Here is a 19,831-nt window from a genome sequence, read left to right on the forward strand (position 1 = left end):
AGAGGCCCCTCCTAGAGACGGAGGCGCCCATGCTCTCGCCTCCTAGAACCAGAGGAAGCTCGTCACCTTCTGCCACGCGGCGACTAGAGCCGAGTACGAGTACAGAGTGAGAAGCCACAGCGCGACGCCGACGATCGCCCCGACCACGATCCAGGAGATCTTGTAATCCGGCGGCCAGTAGAGCGCCCTCTCCTTCTCAGCCTCCACTTCGCCATCTCCGGCGAGCTCTTCGGAGAACTCATATAATGCGATTGGTCAAAGAGCGGTTAAAAATCGGTCAAAGCAGCATCGATAGAGAGCGCCCCTTCTCGCTCAGCCTCAGCAGCTTCGTCCTGCCTCTCCTCGACGCCTCTACGTAGCCCAGCGACTCGAGGGCTCTGATCCTCTTGATGACCGTAGGCTTCGACGACCTCAAAGCCCTGGCGACCTCGACCAGAGACGGAGTGATCCCCCTGGCCTCGAAGTCGCGCAGGACCTTCAAGACTTCCGCGAGAGGCTTAGGCAGCAATCGCGCCTCGACGTGGGGCAACTCGACGCCCTCCCTCATTAAGATTTCCCGGAGCAGCGGAACCTCCGAGAGCTCGGAAGGCGAGATCGACAACAGGACCACGCCGCCCGTGGTCTCCGCGAGATCCCTCAGAGAGGGCAGCACTCGCGCGAGCCCCCCGGGCGCGTTGAGATGTAAATAGTAGAGGCCATCTACGTAGACGGCCGGTCTCCTGCGCCAGGACCTCCTCAGCAGCTCGTCTAAAGCCTCGACGGCTCTGCTTGGGGCGGCCGCCTCGACCCGAGCGGCGAAGCCCAGGCGGTCGGGCGGGCTCCTCGCGATGGCCACGCACTCGAAGCCGGCGGAGCATAGAGCCTCGAATATCTTCAGCGACCTCGAGGGGGCTTCCTCCACGAGGTAGTAGAGCCTGCCCCCTCTCAGCCCGAGAGCGGAGAGCAGTCTCTCCCAGGCTCTAAGTACCATCGTGTCGACGAAGGCCAAGTAGAAGGTGGGCATGATATCCCCGCTAGCTTTGACGGGGACGACCCGGACCAGAGACTCCGTCGGCGCATAGATCTTCTCGATGTAGGAGTCTGAGATCTCGTGGTTCATCACGAGGCTCGAGAGGTAGCGCGCGAGGTCCTCGCGGACTGCTCTCGGGAGCCTCTCGAAGGCCTCGTTGTAATTCAGGATCTTGCCCCCCGAGTCGAGGAGAACGGCCGGCTCCATGGAGTACGAGACGGCTCTCTCGATGACTGCCTTGAGAACCCCCCCTCTTGGGTCCTCCCTCACGACCTTCAATATCAGCACGAGCTCTCCTCCGCGGAAGAGGGGATAGGCCACCTGCACTAGCTTCTTGAGCCCGACCGCCGTGGTCCTGATCTGCTCGACCACCTCCACGGATCGGCTCTCGACGACTTTCCTGGCGGGGCACGGTATGTCTGAGCAGGGGCTCGAGGCCCCTCTCAGCAGCTCGTAGCATCTCTTCCCGAGCATGCGCCTGATCTCATCGATCTTCAGCCCGTAGAGTCTCGCGAAGGGCTCGTTCACGTAGAGGAGCCTGTAGCTCGGGTCCATCAATACGACAGCGAAGTCGAGAGAGTCGAGGAGAGAGAAGAGGACGGAGGGGGCCTGTCTGAACGCTTCGAGGAGACTCTCGAGACGGGACTCCTCGACTCGGCCAACGCCCTCGAGGGTTTCGGCTACATTGACGCTCAACGCCATCTCCTTCGAGAAGGCAAAATTCCCCCGAGCTCTCCGCGAAGATCTGGCGCAGGCCGCGCTTTAACGCTTTACGCTCGAGCAGCGGAGGCTCATCGGAGCTCCGAGGAGCGCCCTGAGCGCTCAAGCGCTCTTCGGGGGCCTGGCGAAGTCGCGGAGCTCGAGCTCCTCGAGGAGGGACTCGACGGCCGCTCTCACCGCCTCTCTCGACCTCATCTTGGGCCTCCAACCCAGCCCAATCAGCTTGTCGATCTTCAGGGCAATTCTCTTCACGTCTCCCGGCCAGCCCACGCCGTGCAGCACGGGTCTGTGCACTACCTCGACGCCACCGAGGCCGAGCGTCTCCAGCATCACCGAGACGAGCTCATTCACGGTGATCCAATCCTCCGATGCGACGTTGTAGACCGAGAAGCCTCCCGGCGCCCTCTCGAGAGCGATCATCGTGGCCTCGACGGCGTCGCTCACGTGCACGTAGCTCCTGACCTGAGTCCCGTCGCCCAGCACCTCCAGCCTGCTCCGATCGCTCGAGAGCTTGAGAAGGAGCTCGTATATCGCGCCGTGCCTGAGCCTCGGCCCCACCACGTTCGCGTACCTCAGAGCAACGACCTCGAGCCCGTAGAGGCTCGAGTAGGCGCGGGCCAGGGCCTCGCACGCTGCCTTGCTCGCTCCGTAGACCGAGACGGGCTCGAGGGGGGCCTCCTCGTCCACGGGTATCCGCTTGGGCTCGCCGTAGACCGAGCTGGACGAGGCCAGCGCGAGCTTCTCCACGCCCCTCCTCCTCGAGGCCTCGAGCACGTTGAACGTGGCCACGACGTTCTCCTCGAAGTGGATCCTCGGCTCGACGGAGCTCACCCTGACCTCGGGGTTGGCCGCGAAGTGCAACACGACGTCGACCCCCTCCACCGCCCTCAGCGCCACGCTCGGGTCCTTGAGGTCGCCCACGATCATCTCGACGCTCGACGCGCAGCTCCTCAGGTTCTCGAGTCTCCCCGTGCTCAAATTGTCGACGACCCTCACCGCGCAGCCTCTGCGCACGAGCTCTTCGACGACGTGGCTCCCAATGAATCCCGCTCCTCCCGTCACGAGCGCTCTCACGGTCTAGCCTCCTCGGCCCCGGCTCTATCGACCGCGAGAGCCGACAAGATCTTCTCGGCCTCCTCGAGGTCTTTGATCGTGTTTATCGGGAGCCACCTGGAGGCCGGCACGATCAACGAGGCCAGCTTGCGCCTCCTCGCGAGCTCGGGCATCAGCGTCGTCTCGAGCTCCACGGGCTCAGCGGGCCTCGGCGGCACGAGGTCTAGGAGAAGTCGCAGAGCCTCGTCCTCGAGGGCGTACATCCCGGCGTTGACGAGTAAGTCCAGTCGGGGCTTCTCCTCGAACCCCTCGACTAGTCCGTCGCTCCCGACCCTGGCCACGCCGAAGGGGAGCCTGTAGCCAGAGGCCAGAACCGCCGTCGCGAGGGCTCCGCTCCTAGCGTGCTCGAGGTGAGCCAGGAGGAGTCTCAGCGGGAGGCTGGAGTCCAGGAACAAATCGTCGGGGAACGCTATCACGCTCCTCCCCTTCACGAGGCCCGACTCCACGGCTCGCCTCAGAGCCACGGCCTTGCCCACTCTCCCCCTGGGCTCCGGGTCCACGGAGTACTCCATCTTTATTCCCCGCCTCGTGTTCCTCTCCAGGTGCTCGATCACTTGTTCGGCCCCATAGCCGAGCAGGAGAACGAACTCTCTGAAGCCGCTCGACGCGAAGTATTCTATCGCCCAATCGATCAGCGGCTTGCCGAGGAGCTCGACGAGGGGCTTGGGCTTGCTCGAGCCCATTCTCCTGCCGGCGCCGCCGGCCGGCAGCACCACGGGGGTGTTGGCTGCGAGCTCCTCGAGCTCGCGGAACGTCGTCAAGGCTGGGGAACCACGCCGAAGGATCGGCGCGCTGCGCTAAAATCTTACTCAACCACTCGGGCCCAGGAGCGCACGGAGATACCTCAGAGCCGAGTCCGGCGCTATCGTGACGATCACGCTGCCCTCCGGCATCCTCTTAGCGACCTCGACCGACGCCCTGACGTTTGCCCCGGCGGATATCCCCACGAGCAGGCCCTCCTCTCTCGCCAAAGCCCTCGCCGTCTCGATGGCCTCGACTCTAGACACCTCCGCGATCTCGTCGACCACGGACAAGTCGAGGTTGGGGTAGACCTCTTTCGACGCGAGCCCGTCTATGTACTCGGCGCCGGGGCCTCCGACGAGCTTTGAGCCCCTGGGCGTAACGGCAACGACCCTTATCCTCGGCGACCTCTCCTTGAGGAATCTCCCCACTCCCGATATCGTACCGCCCGTCCCCACCCCCATCACGAACGCGTCGATCCTGCCGCTTGTGTCCTCCCATATCTCCCTGGCCGTCGTCTCGTAGTGGGCCCTCACGTTGGCGGGATTAGCATATTGATTCAGGAAGACCCCGCCGCGCTTCCTCGCGATATCCTCGGCCACCCTCACGTAATACCTAGGCGAGCTCGGGTCGGAGCTCCCGAGCTCCACCTCGGCCCCCGTTAGCTTTATCAGTGAGAGCTTCTCGGGGCTCACCTCCTCGTCCACGACGATCACGGGCCTGAGGCCGAACGCTCTCGCGACGACGGCCACGGAGACCGCCATGTTGCCCGAGGAGGCTTCCACCACCACGTCGCCCTCTCTCAGCCCGAGCCTCTCGAGAGCATCTCTCATCATGTAGAGAGCAGCTCTGTCCTTGTGGCTGCCGGTCGGGTTCAGGTACTCGAGCTTGACGCAGATCTCGCGGCCCGGAGGCGCCAGCCTCCCGAGCCTCACCATTGGGGTCTTACCGATGAGCTTTACGACCTCGAAGACCAAGGCCTAGCGCCTCTTCCCCCTCCTCTGCTCGGGGAGCTTTATCGAGATTCGCCTCGCCGCGCCGCCTCCTCGAGCGCGATCTCCGCGGCCCTCGCCGCCCCCTCGGGGTAGCTCGGCGGCCTCCTGCCCTCTGCCTCCTCGATCGCTCTCCTCAGCTCGCGGGCGTCCACTTTCTCCAGGAAGATCCCGTTCAGCTTCTCGGCCAGCAGCCTCGCGTCCTCCCTCGTCACGGAGAGCCTCCACCGCGGGTTGTGGGCCACGACGACGGGCTTACCGTAGGCGAGAGCCGCGTTGAGGGCCGTGACGCCGGGATGGGCCACGACCACTCTCGCCCCAGCCAGCCACCTCCCGAAGTCCGGGTCGAAGTCGAAGACGACCCAGCCGGGCCTCGCGTACTTCGCGGGGCTCACTCTGCCCGTCTGGAGCACTACGCTCTCGAGGCCCGACTCGAGCAGCTCGTCGAAGAGCTCCTCGTAGCCGTACGTGCCGGCCGTCACGAGGACGTAGCCTCCGTCGAAGGGCTCCCGCTCGGGGAGCTCGTAGACGGGGCCCACGACCTCGCCCCGAGGATAAAGCTCCAGCTGCTCCTCCCACTGGAGCAGAGTTCTGGAGGCTATCCCGAGCCTGTAGAGGTAGCGCGCGGCCGCGCTGGTCGTCGCTATCCTATCGCAGCACTCGAGATTCAAGACGGGGGCTCTCCTTAGCCTGGCCGCCAGGGCCGGGGCCACGGCCTGATTGCTGCCCGTCGAGATCAGGGCTCCGAGGTCCCGCGGCAGAGCTCTCAGAGACCTGGCGAGAGATCTGGCGAAGGCCCCCGCCGAGAGCAACAGAGGCCTCGGGTCATCGGGGGACCTGAGACGAGGGACCGAGAAGAGGCGGCCGAGCCTCGAGGCTCTCCTCTCAGTCCAGGAGTCGCCGTCGGTCGCGACGAAGATCAGCTCGGCTCTCCCGAGCAGCCTCTGAGCTATGGCAATGGCGTAGCCCGTGTGCCCTCCTCCTCCGGCCGTCAGAGCCACGACGCTCAAGGGCCCCGACCCCTCTCGGTCCGGGGGGCCGCCTCGATCGAGCTCCGCGAGAGCGCTCAGCTTTTACGCGACTCTTCAGATTAATTATTGTGGCGAGAGGACTTGAGCGAGCGCGTCGATATAAAGAGACTGAAAGAGATAGTCGGCGAGATAGTCTCGGCAGCCGTCGGCGAGATCGAGGAAGGAGCCCCGAGGATTACTCTCGCGGCCCTCGAGAGAGACCCCTCTACCGGCAGAGAGACCTGGAGAGTGAACGTGGCTTACACGCCGAAGCCCAAGAGAGCCGGCGAGCCTGCTTACACCAGGTTCGCCATGCTCGAGGTCGACGCGAGCACGGGAGAGCTGCTGAGGCTGAGAGAGGGGCTGCACTGGGCGATCTGAGCTCAGAGGCCGCGGGTCTCTTTTTCCCCGCGGCCGCTTCCTCTCCCGAGCCGTGGGCGCGAGTTGAGCGGGGCTCCCAGGCTGAAGCTCACGCTGAGGAGGGCCGAGGTAGTCGAGAGGAGGTGCGCTCGGTGCGGATTCTGTAAGCTCGTCAACGCGTGCCACTCGCCGAGGGCCTGCGTCGGCTGTCTCTCCTGCTACTGGGCCTGCCCGCGCGAGGCCAGGGTCCTGGTCGAGAGAGGGCTCGAAGTAGAGCTCGTGCCCATCGCGGTGGACGGGGCCGAGGTCCTCGTGCCTGAGGGAGTCAGCCTGGCCGACGCGCTGAGAGCAGCGGGCTTCGTCTTCGATCCCCCGGGCTCCAAGAGGCCCTCGCTCGCCTGCGGAACGGGGGGCTGCTGGGCCTGCGCGCTGCTCGTCGACGGGAGGCTCGAGAGGGCGTGCGTGACGCCGGTCCGCAGAGGCATGAGGGTCGAGACGTCGGTCGAGGGCGTGGAGCCCCTCAGGATAATACACGGGCCGGAGCCCCACCTCGTCGGCGGGAAGGCCACTCCGTGGTGGGAGGTCGATTACGAGAGTTACGTCGAGGCCGCGATCTGGGCCGCCGGCTGCAACCTGAGGTGTCCTCAGTGTCAGAACTACGCGGTAACATACGACAACGTCGGGACGCCCGCGACCCCCAGGGAGGCCGCGAGGAGGCTCGCCGCGTGCCATAGGCGCTATGGGACGAGGGGCGTCGCGATAAGCGGCGGAGAGCCCACGATCAACAGGAGATGGCTCGTCGAGTTCTTCAGAGAACTCAGCACGCTCGTGGGCCCGGGGGTCAGGAGGCACCTCGATAGCAACGGGACCGTCCTGACGCCCGACTACATCGACGAGCTCGTCGAGGCGGGCTGCAACAACATAGGCGTCGAGCCGAAGTGCTCTCGAGTCGAGACCTACATGAGGATAACGGGGGTCTCGGACGAGGAGCTCGCCTCGAGATATCTCGAGACGGCTTGGAGAGCCGCGAAGTACGTGCGAGACCGCTACGGCGAGGAGGTGTATCTCGGCGTCGGCCTCGTCTACAACAAAGCGCTGGTGAGCCTCGACGAGGTCGCCGAGGCCGGAGACAGAATAGCGTCGATAGACTGCGAAGTCCAGGTCACCGTCTTAGATTACTACCCCGCGTTCAGGAGGCTCGACATATCGAGGCCGAGCCCGGCCGAGATGATCGAGGTCAAGAGGGTCCTCGAGGAGAGGGGGCTGAAGCGCGTGATCGTCCAGACGTCGCTCGGACACGTAGGGCCGGGCGATAGGAGGGCTCGGCTCGCCTAGCTGCTCGGGGGCGCGTTATCGTTATTTCTCGGGCGAGCCCCCGAGTGACCCGAGGAGGCGCAATAGGGTGCCCCGAATAGGCTCGGCCCGAGGACCTCCGCGCGTCAGCGTCGTGATCCCCGCGAGGAACGAGGGGAGGTTCATCGGGAGGTCCGTCAAGGTCGCTCGCTCGGCCAGGGGGGTGTCCGAGGTCATCGTGGTGGACGGGGGGAGCACGGACGACACGAGAGAAGTCGCGAGGAGGGCCGGGGCCGAGGTGGTGGCTCAGAGCGATCTGCGCTACCCCGGCAAGGGCATCGCCATGAGAGACGGCTTCTACTACTCCACGGGCGACGTCGTGGTCTTCGTTGACGCCGACATCAAGAACTTGGGGCCGCAATTCATCGAGAGGCTCTACGAGCCCATAGCGAGGGGGGAGGCCGACTTCGTCAAGGGGACCTACGCGAGGGCGGGGGGCAGAGTCACGGAGCTCGTGGCCAAGCCCCTCCTGGCCATGCTCTACCCGGAGCTCTCGAGGTTCGGCCAGCCGCTCAGCGGGGAGATAGCCGGGACTAGGAGGGCGTTCAAGTGCGTCGACTGGCCCCCCGGCTGGGGAGTAGACGTCGCGGTGCTCATAGACGTCCACAGAGCTGGCCTCAGGATCGCGGAGGTAGATCTAGGCTACAAGGACCACGACATGAAGCCTCTCTCGCTGCTCACGGAAATGGCGAGGGAGGTGGCCGAGACTATACTCCTGAGAGCGGCGAGAGACGGGAAGATAAGCCTGGGGGAGGCCTCGAGGCTCGCCGAGAGGCTCGTCAAGGAGGCGACCAAGCCTTGAGATACGTCGTGGTGGGGGCGACGCACTTCGCCGAGCTAGCCCTCAGGACCATTCGAGAGCACGACCTCAGCCCCCTGATCTCTGTCGTCGAGAGGTCGACCGAGGTGGCCGAGACGCTGGCCAGAGCCCACGGGGCTTCGGCCTTCCACGGAGATCTCGAGGACCTAGCTACCCTCGAGAAGGCGGGGGCTCGGAGGGCCGACTTCTTCCTGGCCGCGACCGAGTCGGACTCGCTGAACCTCAGGCTCGGCGAGTTGGCGAAGAACGTGCTCAAGGTCCCCAGGGTCCTCGTCTTCCTCCGCAATCCCATGAACGCCGAGCTCGCGCGAGAGAAAGGGCTCGAGCCCGTGGCTCCCGACGAGCTAGCCCTAGCCGACCTGATCGTCAAACTTAGCTCGAGCGAGTGGGTCGAGATCCCCCTCCCCGGCGAGCTCGGCGTCTCGGTCTTGTTCTACAGAGTCTCGGGGAGGGGCTCTCCGCCCCTCGGCGAGGTGAGGGCGGCGGTCGAGGAGCTCGGGGGCCTCCTGATCGTCAGATCTCCCGCCGGGGAGCTCGCGCGCTCGGAGCCAAGGCTGGGGCGCGGGTGGACCCTCACGGCGGTCGTCCCACGCGAGAGGCGAGAAGAGCTCCTCAAGAGGCTTGCGAGGATCTGCTCTAGGCGAGCCGAGAGGGGCGAGGAGGCCCCGGAGGCCGAGGCTTGGTCGAGTGGCTGATATCGAGAGAGGCCCTGATTCTCCTGGCCAAAGTGGGAGCGGCCGCCGCCGTTCTGCTCCTCGCCCGCGAGGCGGCGAGGAGGCTCGAGAGGCTCGCTCGCGGGAGAGCCGGAGAGCTTCGGCAGTTCGCCTCCGTCGCCAAGCACGTGGTGTACGCTCTCGCGGCCCTCGCCGCCTTGTCTCTCGTAGTTGGGCAGGCCCCGATCTACGTCATAGCGATACTGCTCGCCGGCCTCCTCGTGGCAGGGGCGGACGTGCTCAGGAACTGGGGCTCGGGCCTCTACGCCAGGATAGCTCACGGCCTGAGCGTGGGAGACGAGGTCGAGGTTGAGGGGAGGGAGGGCGTCGTCGTCAGGGTGGACTGGAAGGGGGTCCTCGTCGAGACTCCGGGCGGCGACAGGATCTTCGTGCCGAGCTCCTACTTAGCCACGAGGCCCGTCACCGTGAAGAGCGCGGCCGCGATCTCGACGGCCAAGATCGAGGTGCTGGTCCCGATCGAGCGAGATGGTCCTGGGACCGCCTCGACTCTCCTCGACGTAGTCTCGGCGATTAGGGGGGAGCTAGCCTCCGACCCCTCGATTAGGAAGCTCGGGCAGAGAGGCGGGTGCTCCGTGTACGAGATAGAGCTCGAGGTGCTCAACAGGAGGAAGCTGAGAGACCTCGTCAACGAGATAGATAGAGCCCTCAGAGAGTCCCTGGGAGAAGAGATCGAGGTGAGAGCCTGAGGCCCCGATAGCTCGGCGAGCTCGCGCCGAATTTCGCCATCCTTTAGGCGCGGCGCGAGGACGCTCGGGCGCTTCCCCGCGTCGGCTCGCTCTCTATCATCCGCAGGTACTCCGCGAGCCTCAGCTTGAACCTATCGTAGGAGAACTTCCTCGAGACCTCGGCCGCTCTGCTCCCGAGGCGCCTCAGCTCCTCCCCGTCGCTCTCGAGCTCTCCGACGATCCTAGGGATCTCCCTCACGTCGATGTAGCCGAGCCTCTGGTCCACCCCCGAGACCACGTCCGTCCAGAGCCCCCCGCCTCTGTAGACTATCGGGACGCAGCCCGCCGCCATGGCCTCGACCGCCGCTATCCCGAAGTGCTCCGAGTAGGGCGGATGAACGTAGAACCTAGCCATCCCGAGGATCTCTCGGAGCTCTCGCCTGTCGACGTTGATCTTGAGCTCGACGTTTCCGAGGCCCCACTCCTCGATCGCGCTCCTCATCCTCTCGATGACGGGCCTCGAGTACCTCCCGGCCGAGCCGACGAACACGAAGTCGTAGCCCGAGAGCTCCCTCGCCGCGATCAGGAGGTCCTCGAGCCTCTTCTCGGGCGTGAACCTCGAGACCGTGACTATCAGCTTCTCTCTCCCTCCTCTCTGAGCCTCCGCGAAGTACTCCACGTCGACGGGCGGGTGGAGCACCCCGAGCCTCCCCCGCGCTCTCGGGTAGAGCGCCGCGACCTTCTCGGCCGTCCAGGAGCTATTCGTCAAGATGAGCCTCGGCGAGCCCTCAATTCTCCTGGCTAATCGAACGACGAGCTCGTGGTAGAGGTCGTACAGGAGACCCGAGCCGTAGCCTGGGGCGACGGTGGGGTAGTGGATGTAAGAGACGTCCACGTCGGTCGGGACGTTGGTCCCGGTGTCGATGACGAGGTCGAAGCCGCGACGCTCCTCCTCGAGCTCTCTCAGGAACTTTTCGGCCAAGATCAGGCGCTTCAGCCTCACGAACCTCTCCTCTAGGATCGAGTCGAGCGCGTTGTAGAGGAGGGGGGTCGGAGAGGCTCTCAGCCTGGGCTCGTAGCCTCGCTCGAGCAGAGACAGCGAGCGCTCGAGAGCCTCTCTGTCTCTCACAAAGGTCCGGATCTCGACCTCGTGGCCCAGCTCTTCCAGAGCTCTGCAGAGCTCCATTGAGAATTTCTCCACGCCTCCGGCGAGCTCGAATAACGCGTGGAAGACCAGGGCTCTCACGTTCGCGGCACCCGAGGCGGTTCTAGACTGCTCGCTCGGACCTGATAAATAAAAAGGCCTGGAGATCCTCTAGGCCAGCCAAATGGTGATGCGAGTTTTAACCTAATTGGAAAAACCCGCCATCGAGTCAGAATTTCCCCGATCTTAAATCCCGCGTCGAGCCGCGCCGGCCCGATGCGGATGGAGGGCGTCTCAATATTAAGGAGCTCCGACCCTCGTCGGAGGTCGGAGAATAGAGCGTGAGAGTGGCTCTCCTCCTGGATTTGTTCGGAGTATGTGGCGGTGGACAAAAGGTTAGCCTCGAGATGGCTAGAGCCCTCGAGGAGGGCGGTTGGCGCGTCGTTTTCCTGTCGACCTCCCGCGAGAACCTAAGCGAGTGCGCTGAGCTCTTGGGCATCGAGGGAGATTTCCCGGTCGTCGAGGTACGCGACTTCGTTGAAAGCGTTCTGGCGAGGACCGGGAGATTTGTGCGCTATCGAGCGCTGCGCTTAATAGTGGGCGCCCTCGACGCGGCGAAGCGTTTGGCCGAGCGCTTCGACGCGGTCCTCATCGATTCTCAAAGCAGTATGCCGCTCAGAGGCGCCGATGTATCATATCTTCACGGTGTTTACACCGCGAAGAGCGCGGGACGCGTCGGTCCGTTCTACGAGGCCCTCTTGAGATACGAAGCTAGCCGGCTCCTCGGGAGGCCGAAGCTCGTTCTCTCCAATAGCAACTGGGTCGCGAGGATCGTCGAGAGAGCATATGACGTCGAGACGCGGGTCCTGCATCCGCCGGTGGACTTCGGCTATTTCGAGTACGATGGCCGCAAGAAAGAGAAAATCGTGGTCACGACCTCGAGAATCAGCCTCGAGAAGAAGGTCCACCTGCTCCCGCGAATCGCGGAGCGCCTCCGAGGCTACGAGTGGTACCTCGTCGCTTCGACCCTCTCCTCGCTTTCACCGACCTACGCGGACGCCATCCTCGCCGCGATCGAGCGCGAAATCCGCTCCCGGAAGACCGAGAACTTCCACGTGCTAACGGACCTCGAGCGAAGAGAGCTCAGAGAGCTGCTCTTGAGAGCTAGCTACTACGTTCATCCGCCCTGCTCGGAGCACTTCGGGATAGCGGCGGTCGAGGCCATGGCGGCGGGCTGCGTCCCGATAGTCTACAGAGGCGGGGGGCTCTGGACGGACGTGGTCTCGGGGGTGGACCATAGGCTCGGCTACATCGACGTGAGGGAGATCCCTAGGACGATCGAGAGGCTAGACTCGATGAGCGCTGGGGATCTAAATTACCTCCGTGAACGAGTCATCGAGCGCGCCAAGAAGTTCGACTCCCCGCTCTTCAGGCGGAAGTTCTTGGAAATCGTCGAGGGGGTCTCGAGAAGCGCGGCGCCACGTTGAAGGCCGCGTCTTTTTCAGGATCGGGGTCGAGACTTGATTCGAAACTAAACATCGACTAGTTCGACCTCGATCGAGCCTGGGTCGACCCAAGTGAGGGGGTTTCAGCTGGGCCTAGCCTTCTCCGGCTCATGGCGGGATCCTCGCAGCGATGGCTAATTTTTAGTTCTTTGTTACGTTATTTTGCGCTAGGTCGTTCTTCTTCAGGGAATCACCGTACGCCGGACTCTGGGTACGCCCCCTGGCTTCGAGCTCGAACGTCTCGAGATCAAGCTTGCACGTGCTTGGACTTCGCTGCCTGGCCTCGGCCTTTTCTCCACGTCCTTTCCTAGGACCGCGGAGCATACGCCCGTCAATATCATCAATTCACGAATACGCTCACGGATATCGATGCGCGCTTCGCCGGACAAACCGCAGCCGCGCCTATTAAAACTATCGCTCCGTAAATTGTTAGAATTAAGCTCATCCGAGGGTCTTCATATTCCCACCTTTTCTTTTAAATAATGCATCACGAAGTTTACGAAGTTTACCGAGCTGGCGGAGCTATTCCACCGATTGTGGCGATGACGCCTGAGGCTATAAGGGCTACGAACAACTATAGGCGCCTTAGGGGGTCGTGATCGATCGTGACCCTGGAGAAAAGCGATGTTATCGTAGTAGCTGACGTAGTGCCGCCAAACGTCGTACCAACCGGCGGGGGCCTAAGGTCTACACGTTCTATCAAGGAGTACTCCAAGCACTTCTACGTCAACCTAGTGACACCGGCTACGCGTAAGTTTACGCGCTACGAGCTACAGCTATTAAGGGACGATCTCATGGTGCAAGACGTTTACCCGGTTGAGGCGAGGTTAAAGATCCTGGGCGATGGTAGGTTCGCTTTCACGTACCTAGCCATCCCACCTAAAGCGCTGAGAATGTTGCTGAGAATTGATAAGTTAAGGGCAAGGCCCAAAGCGATCGTTGTCTTAAACGAGCCGTGTGATTGCCTATGTATTGGTAGGCTGCTAAAGGAGGAGCTCAACGCCCCTTCTCTCGCGATGCTTCAACTCCCACTCTTCTACCGCGACGAGAGTAGGAGGGAGGCCATCACGAATGCCCTCAGGCTCTGGTACGATGAGCTATATGGAGACAGCTACGTAGCTAAGCTCGTTAGGAAACTAAAGGCAAGACTAGAGTTGCTGCTGACGCACTCTAGAATCGCTGAAGAGCTTCTCGAAAGCTATGACGTGTTAATAGCGGTGAGTAAGGCCGTTTTCGTCGAGATGGGCGGGGAGCCGTTCGGCAAGTTCTACGTCATGGACCCGGGGGTCTCGCTCAACGAGGAGGACGAAAAGTTGATATCGAAAATAAAGGAGAGCGCTAGAGAAAAAGGTAACTACGTAGTATTTGGCGGGCGCGTGGACGCCCTAAAGGGATTTGTGGAAGCGTTGTACGCGTTCAGAGAAATTTGCAAAGGGAACTCATCGCTGAGGCTCGTTATAACAGGGCACGTTAGCGATAGGCTGAGAGTGCGAGTGGAGGAGTTCGCGAGGAGGCTCGGGCTCGAAGATAGAATTGTCCTAACCGGGGCCGTTCCTAGGGCCGAGAGATTTAGAATCGTGGCTAAGGCTAATCTGATGCTCTACCCAAGTCACGCGGACGCATTCTCCTACGCCGTATTGGAGTCGCTACATCTAGGCACGCCGGTGGTAGCATACGATATACCTGCGCTGAGACTGTATTACGGCGGGCGTCCTGGAGTAAGGCTCGTAAGGGAGGGCGACGTGGAGGCGTTAGTCGCCGAGGCTCTGAACACCCTCGACTCGAAAAGCGTAGAGGTCGAGCCACCTCAACTAAGGAGCTGGGATGAAATTATGCAAGAGGAAACGAACCTAATAAAGAGGGTCATGCTCGAGAAATGATTAGTCGTTCTCCACACTCGTACTATTCACGCAAAGAGCTCACCAAGTAATTTGGAGAAGTTGGGACGGCTGAGACGGTAAAGCTCATTGAAGGAGCTCACTCGTCTACCCGAATTTGTGCATGGGACTCGTAAACCTCGATGAGGGGGCGTCGCGGTGGAGCGCGTGAGCCATCGCAGCGCACCGCACGAGGCCTGGTACTACGGTTAAGTCGCGGTCGCGCTTGAACATCGCAGTACCTGGTGATGAAACCCGCACTACCAGCCTATACCACGTTCTTAGAGTGGAGTCGGTGGAAGGAGGTGCTTGCACATTGAGGCATACTCGAGTTGAAGTCGACTCCCAGAGCCGAGCGGGGTCGATTAAGGTGGGCTCGATGAGAGCGCAGCCCTGGGTGCGCTCAGAGTCCGGTTGGGATGCAGCGGCTCACCTATGCACATCTAATGAAGAAGTATGGTCTAGATAGACACGTGGCGTCAGCACACCTCGCAGCGCTCAAGTGCATTCCGGTCAACTCGCAGGAGCCGCGCGACGACGAGGCCGCCCGATTTGTCTAAGCGAATGAGCCCCCTCTCTCTCCATCGAGAGGAGGATCCGGCGGATCCTCTGATAGAGGGCCGACCTGCTCCCGGGGAATCTGGCGGAGGCCAGTCTGGCCAAGTGGGCCAGGTAGACGCCGGGCTCTCGGAGAAGCTGCCCGGCGACGAAGGCCCGCAGAGAGTTCCGCCGATCGAGCAGGCAATAGCATTTAACCGAGAGACTGAGATTTCGTGCTCGGGCCGTCTCGGGTCACCTCCGGGGGCGGTGGTGGCGGAGGCGGAGAGCTTGGGCAGTCACCTTCGGAGGATCCGGGGCGGCCCCCGGTTAAAGCGAATCGACGTGTTCGAGAAGCGCTAGCCGGCCCGAGCTAGCTCCCAGCTTGCTCGCGGCTAGCCCGAGCTAGCTGCTAGCTGGCTGCTAGCAGCCTGCTGGCAGCTGCCAGCAAGCTGCCGGCAGCTTGCTAGCGAGCAAGCTAGCAGCTTGCTTAAGCTAGCTAGCGAGCTAGCTACCGGGATCCCCTCGAGGGGATCCCCCGAGAGGGGGGAGAAGGGATCCCCTCGCGAAAATTCGGCAGCAGGCTGCTAGCTGCTATAAACGACGCGCGCATCGGTATAGGTACGCGCATAGCAGAGCGCATAGAGCGCTATAGCGTATAGAGCGCGTCGTCCCTGGGGATGGAGGAGAGAATCAATCAGAAAAGACTGAAAAGCTCTAAGGCCTCGCGCTCCTCCCGAGAGGCCTTCTTGAGATTCCCATAGGGTTCTCGATAGAAAGGGGCCTCGGGCGCAGGAGCTGCGTAGGAGCTAGGTCTATACGGAAGATCTAAGCGCGAGCTTATCTCATTGGCTCGAGAACATAATATATCGGAGGCGTCTCCGGAGATATCCTTCTCATCGCGTATCCTCTCTCTTCAGCGAATTCCCTTATCCTCTCCGGCTCCCAAGCTTCGACTATCACCGTCGGGCGAAATCTCTCTAAGGTTTTGACCAGCCCCTTGAGCACCTCCAGCTCGGCACCTTCCACGTCTATCTTCACGCAATCGACTCTCTCGACTCCGAGCTCGTCTAATACGTCGTCTAAGGCCCTAGCTCTGACTTCAACGGAGCCCAGCCCGCGATTCACCTTCAGGCTGTGGTGACCTCCCGAGTCCCCGATGAACAGCTTCAGTGCGCCCTCCCCGCTCCAAGCGGCTATGTTCAGAGCGACGACGTTGCTCAGGCCGTTCAGCTCGATGTTCTCGACGAGGGTCTCATAGTTCTCGGGGTGGGGTTCCACGGCCACGACCAGGCCCTCATCCCCGACGATCTTCGCCACTGGGACGGTGTATTTCCCCACGTGGGCTCCGACGTCCACGAATACGCAGCCCCTGCACACTCTGAGATGATCCCACATCCATCTCTCGAATTCATGGTGAATTATAGCGATGCACTCGGAATCTACGCAACGTAGTTTGTACTTGCCAAAGTTGAGCGTAGCGCGCTTTGCTAGTTGATTCTTGACGCGCAAAGCGAGATGCTCTAGAAATGCCGATCTACGTATGATGATGTTCGGGATGGAATCTACGAGGGCCCAGAGGAGTAGCCGCGTCTTATCGGCGACGGTGAGCCCTCGGGAGACCGCCTCGGCTCTAAGTTTTAACATTAAAAGATAGCCGCGCGCGCTGGGCACGCGTCTCTCGACCATCGCGCCTCGCTCCCCTCTCAGCCTCTGGAAGTTTTCCGGCGCCTGCTCAGCTCGATCGATGGAGCGGAGCGGGATTACATCCTCGCGATTAAAAGCTTAATCTCCGGATTCGGGGATCGCTTTTCGCTCACCGACTTGATAATTGATCGAGCCCGTGAAATTCGACGGTGGTGACCCAGCGATAGAGCGCGAGCGCTCACCGGGGGGCTCGCCCGCCGGAATCGAGCCCGCGGAGCGACGGTTCGAGAGGCTTCGGCGAAGACTCGCCGAGCGCAATGAGAGGGGGCTCAGACCTCCTCGCGCGAGGCTCCGCCCGCGAGTGCGGCATCGAGTATCAACGCAGCCCCCAATAGGCTCAGAATCCACGGCCAGATCGCGTTCATCGAGAGCAGCACCGATACGCCTATCAGGAGCGCTCCGCCCCAGATGGCCTGCCTGATCCTCCTGCTTCTCCCGCTCAAGGAGCTCCCCCCGTTCTCCTCGCGCTCCGCGCCGTTTTAAGGGGTGGAGCGGCCTCGGGCAGCCTGCTCCGCGCTCACATGTAGGCCTCGGAGCTCCTCGGCCTGGCGGCGATCTCGGCCAGCGCCTCCGAGAGCCTGAGAGCTCTCTCGAAGCTCTTGACGATGACCCCCTCGTAGAGCTCCAGGAGCTCCGCCAGCCTCTCCTCGGCCCTCTCGCTCAGGGGCTCGAGCTGGAGCTCTAGACATATCCTGACGTAGCCTTCGACCTCGGCGCAGACCCTCGTGGACCTGTCGCTCTTCCTCTCTATCGAGACGGAGCCCAAGCCCGGCCCCGGCATTATAGGCCCGCGTAGAGATAAATCTCGTACGGGTGGGGCCTCGACTCCACCTCCCTCGCCTCCCTCCTCTTCAGCTCGACGTAAGCCTCGACGAGCTCCCTCGAGAACACGGGCCTCAGGTAGTCGTTGTCGCTCTCCAGCTCGTCGAGGGCCTCGCCGAGGCTCGACGGAAGAGTCCCGACGCCGAGCCTCCTCCTCTCCTCCTCGCTGAGCTCGTAGGCGTTGACCTCGAGGGGGTCCCCGGGGTCGAGCCTCCTCTTAACGCCGTCGAGCCCGGCCATTATCGTGGCGGCTAGAGCCAGATAAGGATTCGCCGTGGGATCGGGGGCTCTGAACTCGATCCTCGTCCTCGACGGGCCGTTCGATGCGGGGACCCTGACGACCGCCGTCCTGTTGTAGTAGCCCCAGACCGCGTAGACCGGGGCCTCGTAGCCCGGCACGAGCCTCCTGTAGCTGTTCGTCGTCGGGGCCACGAGAGCCGAGAGGCTCCTCGCGTGCTCGAGCACTCCGGCCACGAAGCTCCGAGCGAGCTCGCTCAGCCCCCCCTCCTCGTCGGCGAAGAGGTTCCTGGAGCCGTCGAGGGCCCAGAGGCTGAAGTGCAGGTGCATCCCGCTTCCGTTGTCTCCGTAGACGGGCTTCGCGAGGAACGACGCGGTCAGCCCCCTCTTCCCGGCCAAGTTTCTGGCGGCCCACTTCGTCGTCAGGACCTCGTCTCCGACGAACACGGGGTCTCCGGCTCGCAGCGAAAGCTCGATCTGAGAGGCCGCGACCTCGTGGTGAGACACCACGGCTCCGTAGCCGAGGAGCTCGAGCGCCGACGATAGATCCAGCCTGAAGTCCATGAGGGGGTCGGTCGGCTCGACGCTGTGGTAGGACCTCTTGAGCTGAATCGGGTAGGAGCCCTGGGAGTCGAGGAGGTGCTCTATCGAGTAGCCGGAGCCTCTGTGGAGCTGCTCGACCTGCACTCTGAGAGACTTGAAGAGGAAGAACTCCACCTCGGCCCCGACCACCGCTCTCATCCCGAGCTCGGCCAAGTGCTCGATCACCCTCTCGGCGACGAGCCTGGGATCTCTCTCGAGCCTGATTCCCCCGGGCTCGTATATCCTGCAGAGAGCCCTCGCCGCCCTCTCTTGCCACGGTATGGGCCTCAGGGTCTCGGGGACGACCTCGAGGAGCAGGTCGCTCCTCTCGACTCTGGCGAGGCCGCAGACGCTGCTCCCATCGAAGGAGGCGGGGAACCTAGACGACTCGAGGGCCTCGGCCGGGACCTCGACCCCTCTGAGGTAGCCGGCGAGGTCGCAGTACTGCAGCTGGACCCTCTCGTATCTTTTGTTCTGGGATCCCCCGCTCAAGTCGAGGCACCGTTCCGCTCTCTAACGGCTCGCTCAGAACGCGTAAAAAACGATGACGGTCGGGCATCGAAACATTTATTCTAAGATGGCCACCCACCGAGCGAGGAGGGGCCGAATGCCCGATCGGGGAGCTGTCGAGGTCGACGAGCTGGACCTCGCCTTAATCGAGGCCCTCAGGAGGAACGCCAGAGCGAGCCTGCGCGAGATAGCCAGGCAGATCGGCCGATCTCCCTCCGTCGTCTTGAGCAGGCTGAGGAGGCTCGAGTCCGAGGGCGTGATCAGAGGCTACACCGCTCTGATCGACTACAAGAAGATAGGCTACGACGTCTGCGCCCTCACGCTGCTCCAGGTCGACGGAGCTCACATAGCCGAGGTCGAGAGAGCCCTCGCCTCCGAGCCCAACGTTAGGATCGTGTTCGACGTGACCGGAGAATACGACGTGGCAGCGATAAGCGTCTTCAAATCGGTCTCGGAGCTGGACTCGTTCATCAAGAGGACCCTCGGCAACCCCCACGTGAGGAGGTCCGTCACGAATCTCGTGCTCAGAGTGGTCAAGGACGAGCCGCACGTGAGCCGCCCCCTCGTCGAGCGCGAGAGGAGCGGGCGCGGCGCTTGAGGTCGAGTCGAACTTCGGGCCTCGCCGCCTCGAAGATCGTCGGCGGAGAGAGCGAGGTCTGGAGAGTCGCGTGAGAGAATCGCGAGACCTTTTAATAGCGATCTAGACGAGAGAGCGAGGAGGGCGGTTGGATTGCCGAGATACGCGGTCTTGGTCATAGACATGCTCGAGGACTTCGTGCGCGGCTCTCTCAAGTGCGAGCGAGCTCTCTCCATAATTCCCAACCTCAAGAGGCTCCTCGATAGGGCCAGGAGGCTGGGCGTCCCCGTCGTGTACGCCAACGACGCGCACGTGCCCGGCGTAGATCACGAGTTCAAGCTCTGGGGCCCCCACGCCGTGAGAGGGACGGAGGGGGCTCGCGTGGTCAGAGAGCTCGAGCCTACGAGCGCGGACTACGTGGTCGAGAAGAGGAGATATAGCGCGTTCTTCGAGACGGGCCTGGATCTCCTCCTGAGAGAGCTCGGCGTAGCCTCCGTGGCTCTCGCGGGCCTTCACACGAACATATGCGTGAAGCACACCGCCGCCGACGCGTTCTACAGAGGATACGAGGTAATCGTGCTCAGAGACGCCGTCCAGGCCTTCACCGACGAGGACCACGAGTGGGGCCTCAAGTACATGGAGAAGGTCTACGGGGCGAAGATCGTGACCGTCGACGAGTTCCTCGCGATGGTCGAGGGAGAGAGGGCGAGGGCCTGAGCTCGAAGGGGGGCGAGACGCCGATCGCCGAAGCCCCAGTCAGTCGAGCTAGCTCGACCGGTTTAAATTCGAGCGCAGCGTCGAGGATCTCCCCCGAGA

Annotated in this window: 20 protein-coding genes; 9 read left to right on the forward strand and 11 right to left on the reverse strand. The window is 62.7% G+C overall.

Going from position 1 to position 19,831, the window contains the following annotated elements; all coding sequences use genetic code 11:
- Positions 1-42: 42 nt before the first annotated feature.
- From QXU97_04210 to QXU97_04235, 6 genes are all read right to left on the reverse strand, one after another.
- A complete protein-coding gene (locus QXU97_04210; GenBank protein ID MEM4035797.1) occupies positions 43-207 on the reverse strand; it encodes a hypothetical protein in 165 nt (54 codons plus the stop codon).
- 70 nt (positions 208-277) lie between these two features.
- Positions 278-1,705 (reverse strand): PAS domain-containing protein, encoded by a 1,428-nt coding sequence (locus QXU97_04215; GenBank protein ID MEM4035798.1) that lies wholly within the window; start codon positions 1,703-1,705, stop codon positions 278-280.
- Positions 1,706-1,831: 126 nt separating this feature from the next.
- Positions 1,832-2,803: an NAD-dependent epimerase/dehydratase family protein gene (locus tag QXU97_04220; protein ID MEM4035799.1), complete on the reverse strand. Its 972-nt coding sequence runs from the start codon at positions 2,801-2,803 to the stop codon at positions 1,832-1,834.
- Entirely contained in the window at positions 2,800-3,603 is an 804-nt protein-coding gene (locus QXU97_04225) for a nucleotidyltransferase family protein (GenBank protein ID MEM4035800.1), read from the reverse strand. Before QXU97_04225 ends, QXU97_04220 begins: the two co-directional genes overlap by 4 nt.
- A 48-nt stretch (positions 3,604-3,651) precedes the next feature.
- Positions 3,652-4,560 (reverse strand): cysteine synthase family protein, encoded by a 909-nt coding sequence (locus QXU97_04230; GenBank protein ID MEM4035801.1) that lies wholly within the window; start codon positions 4,558-4,560, stop codon positions 3,652-3,654.
- Positions 4,561-4,598: 38 nt separating this feature from the next.
- Positions 4,599-5,585, reverse strand: a complete 987-nt coding sequence (locus QXU97_04235) for a hypothetical protein (GenBank protein MEM4035802.1) — start codon at positions 5,583-5,585, stop codon at positions 4,599-4,601.
- 102 nt (positions 5,586-5,687) lie between these two features.
- Here QXU97_04235 and QXU97_04240 point away from each other — a divergent pair, with 102 nt between their 5' ends.
- The 5 genes from QXU97_04240 (at position 5,688) to QXU97_04260 (ending at position 9,538) form a co-directional block, all read left to right on the forward strand.
- On the forward strand, positions 5,688-5,966 hold the full coding sequence (locus QXU97_04240) for a hypothetical protein (GenBank protein ID MEM4035803.1): 279 nt from the start codon (positions 5,688-5,690) through the stop codon (positions 5,964-5,966).
- A gap of 63 nt (positions 5,967-6,029) precedes the next feature.
- Positions 6,030-7,280 carry a radical SAM protein gene (locus QXU97_04245; protein ID MEM4035804.1) on the forward strand — a complete coding sequence of 417 codons (1,251 nt, stop codon included), beginning with the start codon at positions 6,030-6,032 and terminating at the stop codon, positions 7,278-7,280.
- Positions 7,281-7,347: 67 nt separating this feature from the next.
- Entirely contained in the window at positions 7,348-8,100 is a 753-nt protein-coding gene (locus QXU97_04250) for a glycosyltransferase (protein ID MEM4035805.1), read from the forward strand.
- Positions 8,097-8,813 (forward strand): NAD-binding protein, encoded by a 717-nt coding sequence (locus QXU97_04255; protein MEM4035806.1) that lies wholly within the window; start codon positions 8,097-8,099, stop codon positions 8,811-8,813. Before QXU97_04250 ends, QXU97_04255 begins: the two co-directional genes overlap by 4 nt.
- A complete protein-coding gene (locus QXU97_04260; protein ID MEM4035807.1) occupies positions 8,798-9,538 on the forward strand; it encodes a mechanosensitive ion channel in 741 nt (246 codons plus the stop codon). The genes QXU97_04255 and QXU97_04260 overlap by 16 nt, the downstream gene beginning before the upstream one ends.
- 43 nt (positions 9,539-9,581) lie before the next feature.
- On the opposite strand, the gene QXU97_04265 is transcribed toward QXU97_04260, so the two are convergent.
- Positions 9,582-10,763: a glycosyltransferase family 4 protein gene (locus tag QXU97_04265; GenBank protein ID MEM4035808.1), complete on the reverse strand. Its 1,182-nt coding sequence runs from the start codon at positions 10,761-10,763 to the stop codon at positions 9,582-9,584.
- Positions 10,764-11,002: 239 nt separating this feature from the next.
- Here QXU97_04265 and QXU97_04270 point away from each other — a divergent pair, with 239 nt between their 5' ends.
- Both QXU97_04270 and QXU97_04275 read left to right on the forward strand, forming a co-directional pair.
- Positions 11,003-12,148 carry a glycosyltransferase gene (locus tag QXU97_04270; protein MEM4035809.1) on the forward strand — a complete coding sequence of 382 codons (1,146 nt, stop codon included), beginning with the start codon at positions 11,003-11,005 and terminating at the stop codon, positions 12,146-12,148.
- Positions 12,149-12,771: 623 nt separating this feature from the next.
- Positions 12,772-14,046, forward strand: coding sequence for a glycosyltransferase family 4 protein (locus QXU97_04275; protein MEM4035810.1), 1,275 nt, complete (start codon positions 12,772-12,774; stop codon positions 14,044-14,046).
- Between the two features lie 1,374 nt (positions 14,047-15,420).
- On the opposite strand, the gene QXU97_04280 is transcribed toward QXU97_04275, so the two are convergent.
- The 4 genes from QXU97_04280 to glnA all read right to left on the reverse strand — a co-directional run bounded on the left by QXU97_04280 (position 15,421) and on the right by glnA (position 18,420).
- A complete protein-coding gene (locus QXU97_04280; GenBank protein ID MEM4035811.1) occupies positions 15,421-16,269 on the reverse strand; it encodes an FkbM family methyltransferase in 849 nt (282 codons plus the stop codon).
- A gap of 287 nt (positions 16,270-16,556) precedes the next feature.
- A complete protein-coding gene (locus tag QXU97_04285) occupies positions 16,557-16,730 on the reverse strand; it encodes a hypothetical protein (protein MEM4035812.1) in 174 nt (57 codons plus the stop codon).
- Between the two features lie 74 nt (positions 16,731-16,804).
- A complete protein-coding gene (locus QXU97_04290; protein MEM4035813.1) occupies positions 16,805-17,068 on the reverse strand; it encodes a hypothetical protein in 264 nt (87 codons plus the stop codon).
- Entirely contained in the window at positions 17,068-18,420 is a 1,353-nt protein-coding gene (gene glnA / locus QXU97_04295) for a type I glutamate--ammonia ligase (GenBank protein ID MEM4035814.1), read from the reverse strand. Before glnA ends, QXU97_04290 begins: the two co-directional genes overlap by 1 nt.
- A 115-nt stretch (positions 18,421-18,535) precedes the next feature.
- Here glnA and QXU97_04300 point away from each other — a divergent pair, with 115 nt between their 5' ends.
- The gene (locus tag QXU97_04300; protein ID MEM4035815.1) at positions 18,536-19,036 is read left to right on the forward strand and encodes an Lrp/AsnC family transcriptional regulator; all 501 of its coding nucleotides are present in this window, start codon (positions 18,536-18,538) and stop codon (positions 19,034-19,036) included.
- Between the two features lie 132 nt (positions 19,037-19,168).
- Complete coding sequence (locus tag QXU97_04305; GenBank protein MEM4035816.1) at positions 19,169-19,732, forward strand: isochorismatase family cysteine hydrolase; 564 nt, start codon at positions 19,169-19,171, stop codon at positions 19,730-19,732.
- Positions 19,733-19,831 lie beyond the last annotated feature (99 nt).

Source organism: Fervidicoccaceae archaeon, assembly GCA_038878695.1.
Classification (GTDB): Archaea; Thermoproteota; Thermoprotei_A; order Sulfolobales; family Fervidicoccaceae; genus JAVZVD01.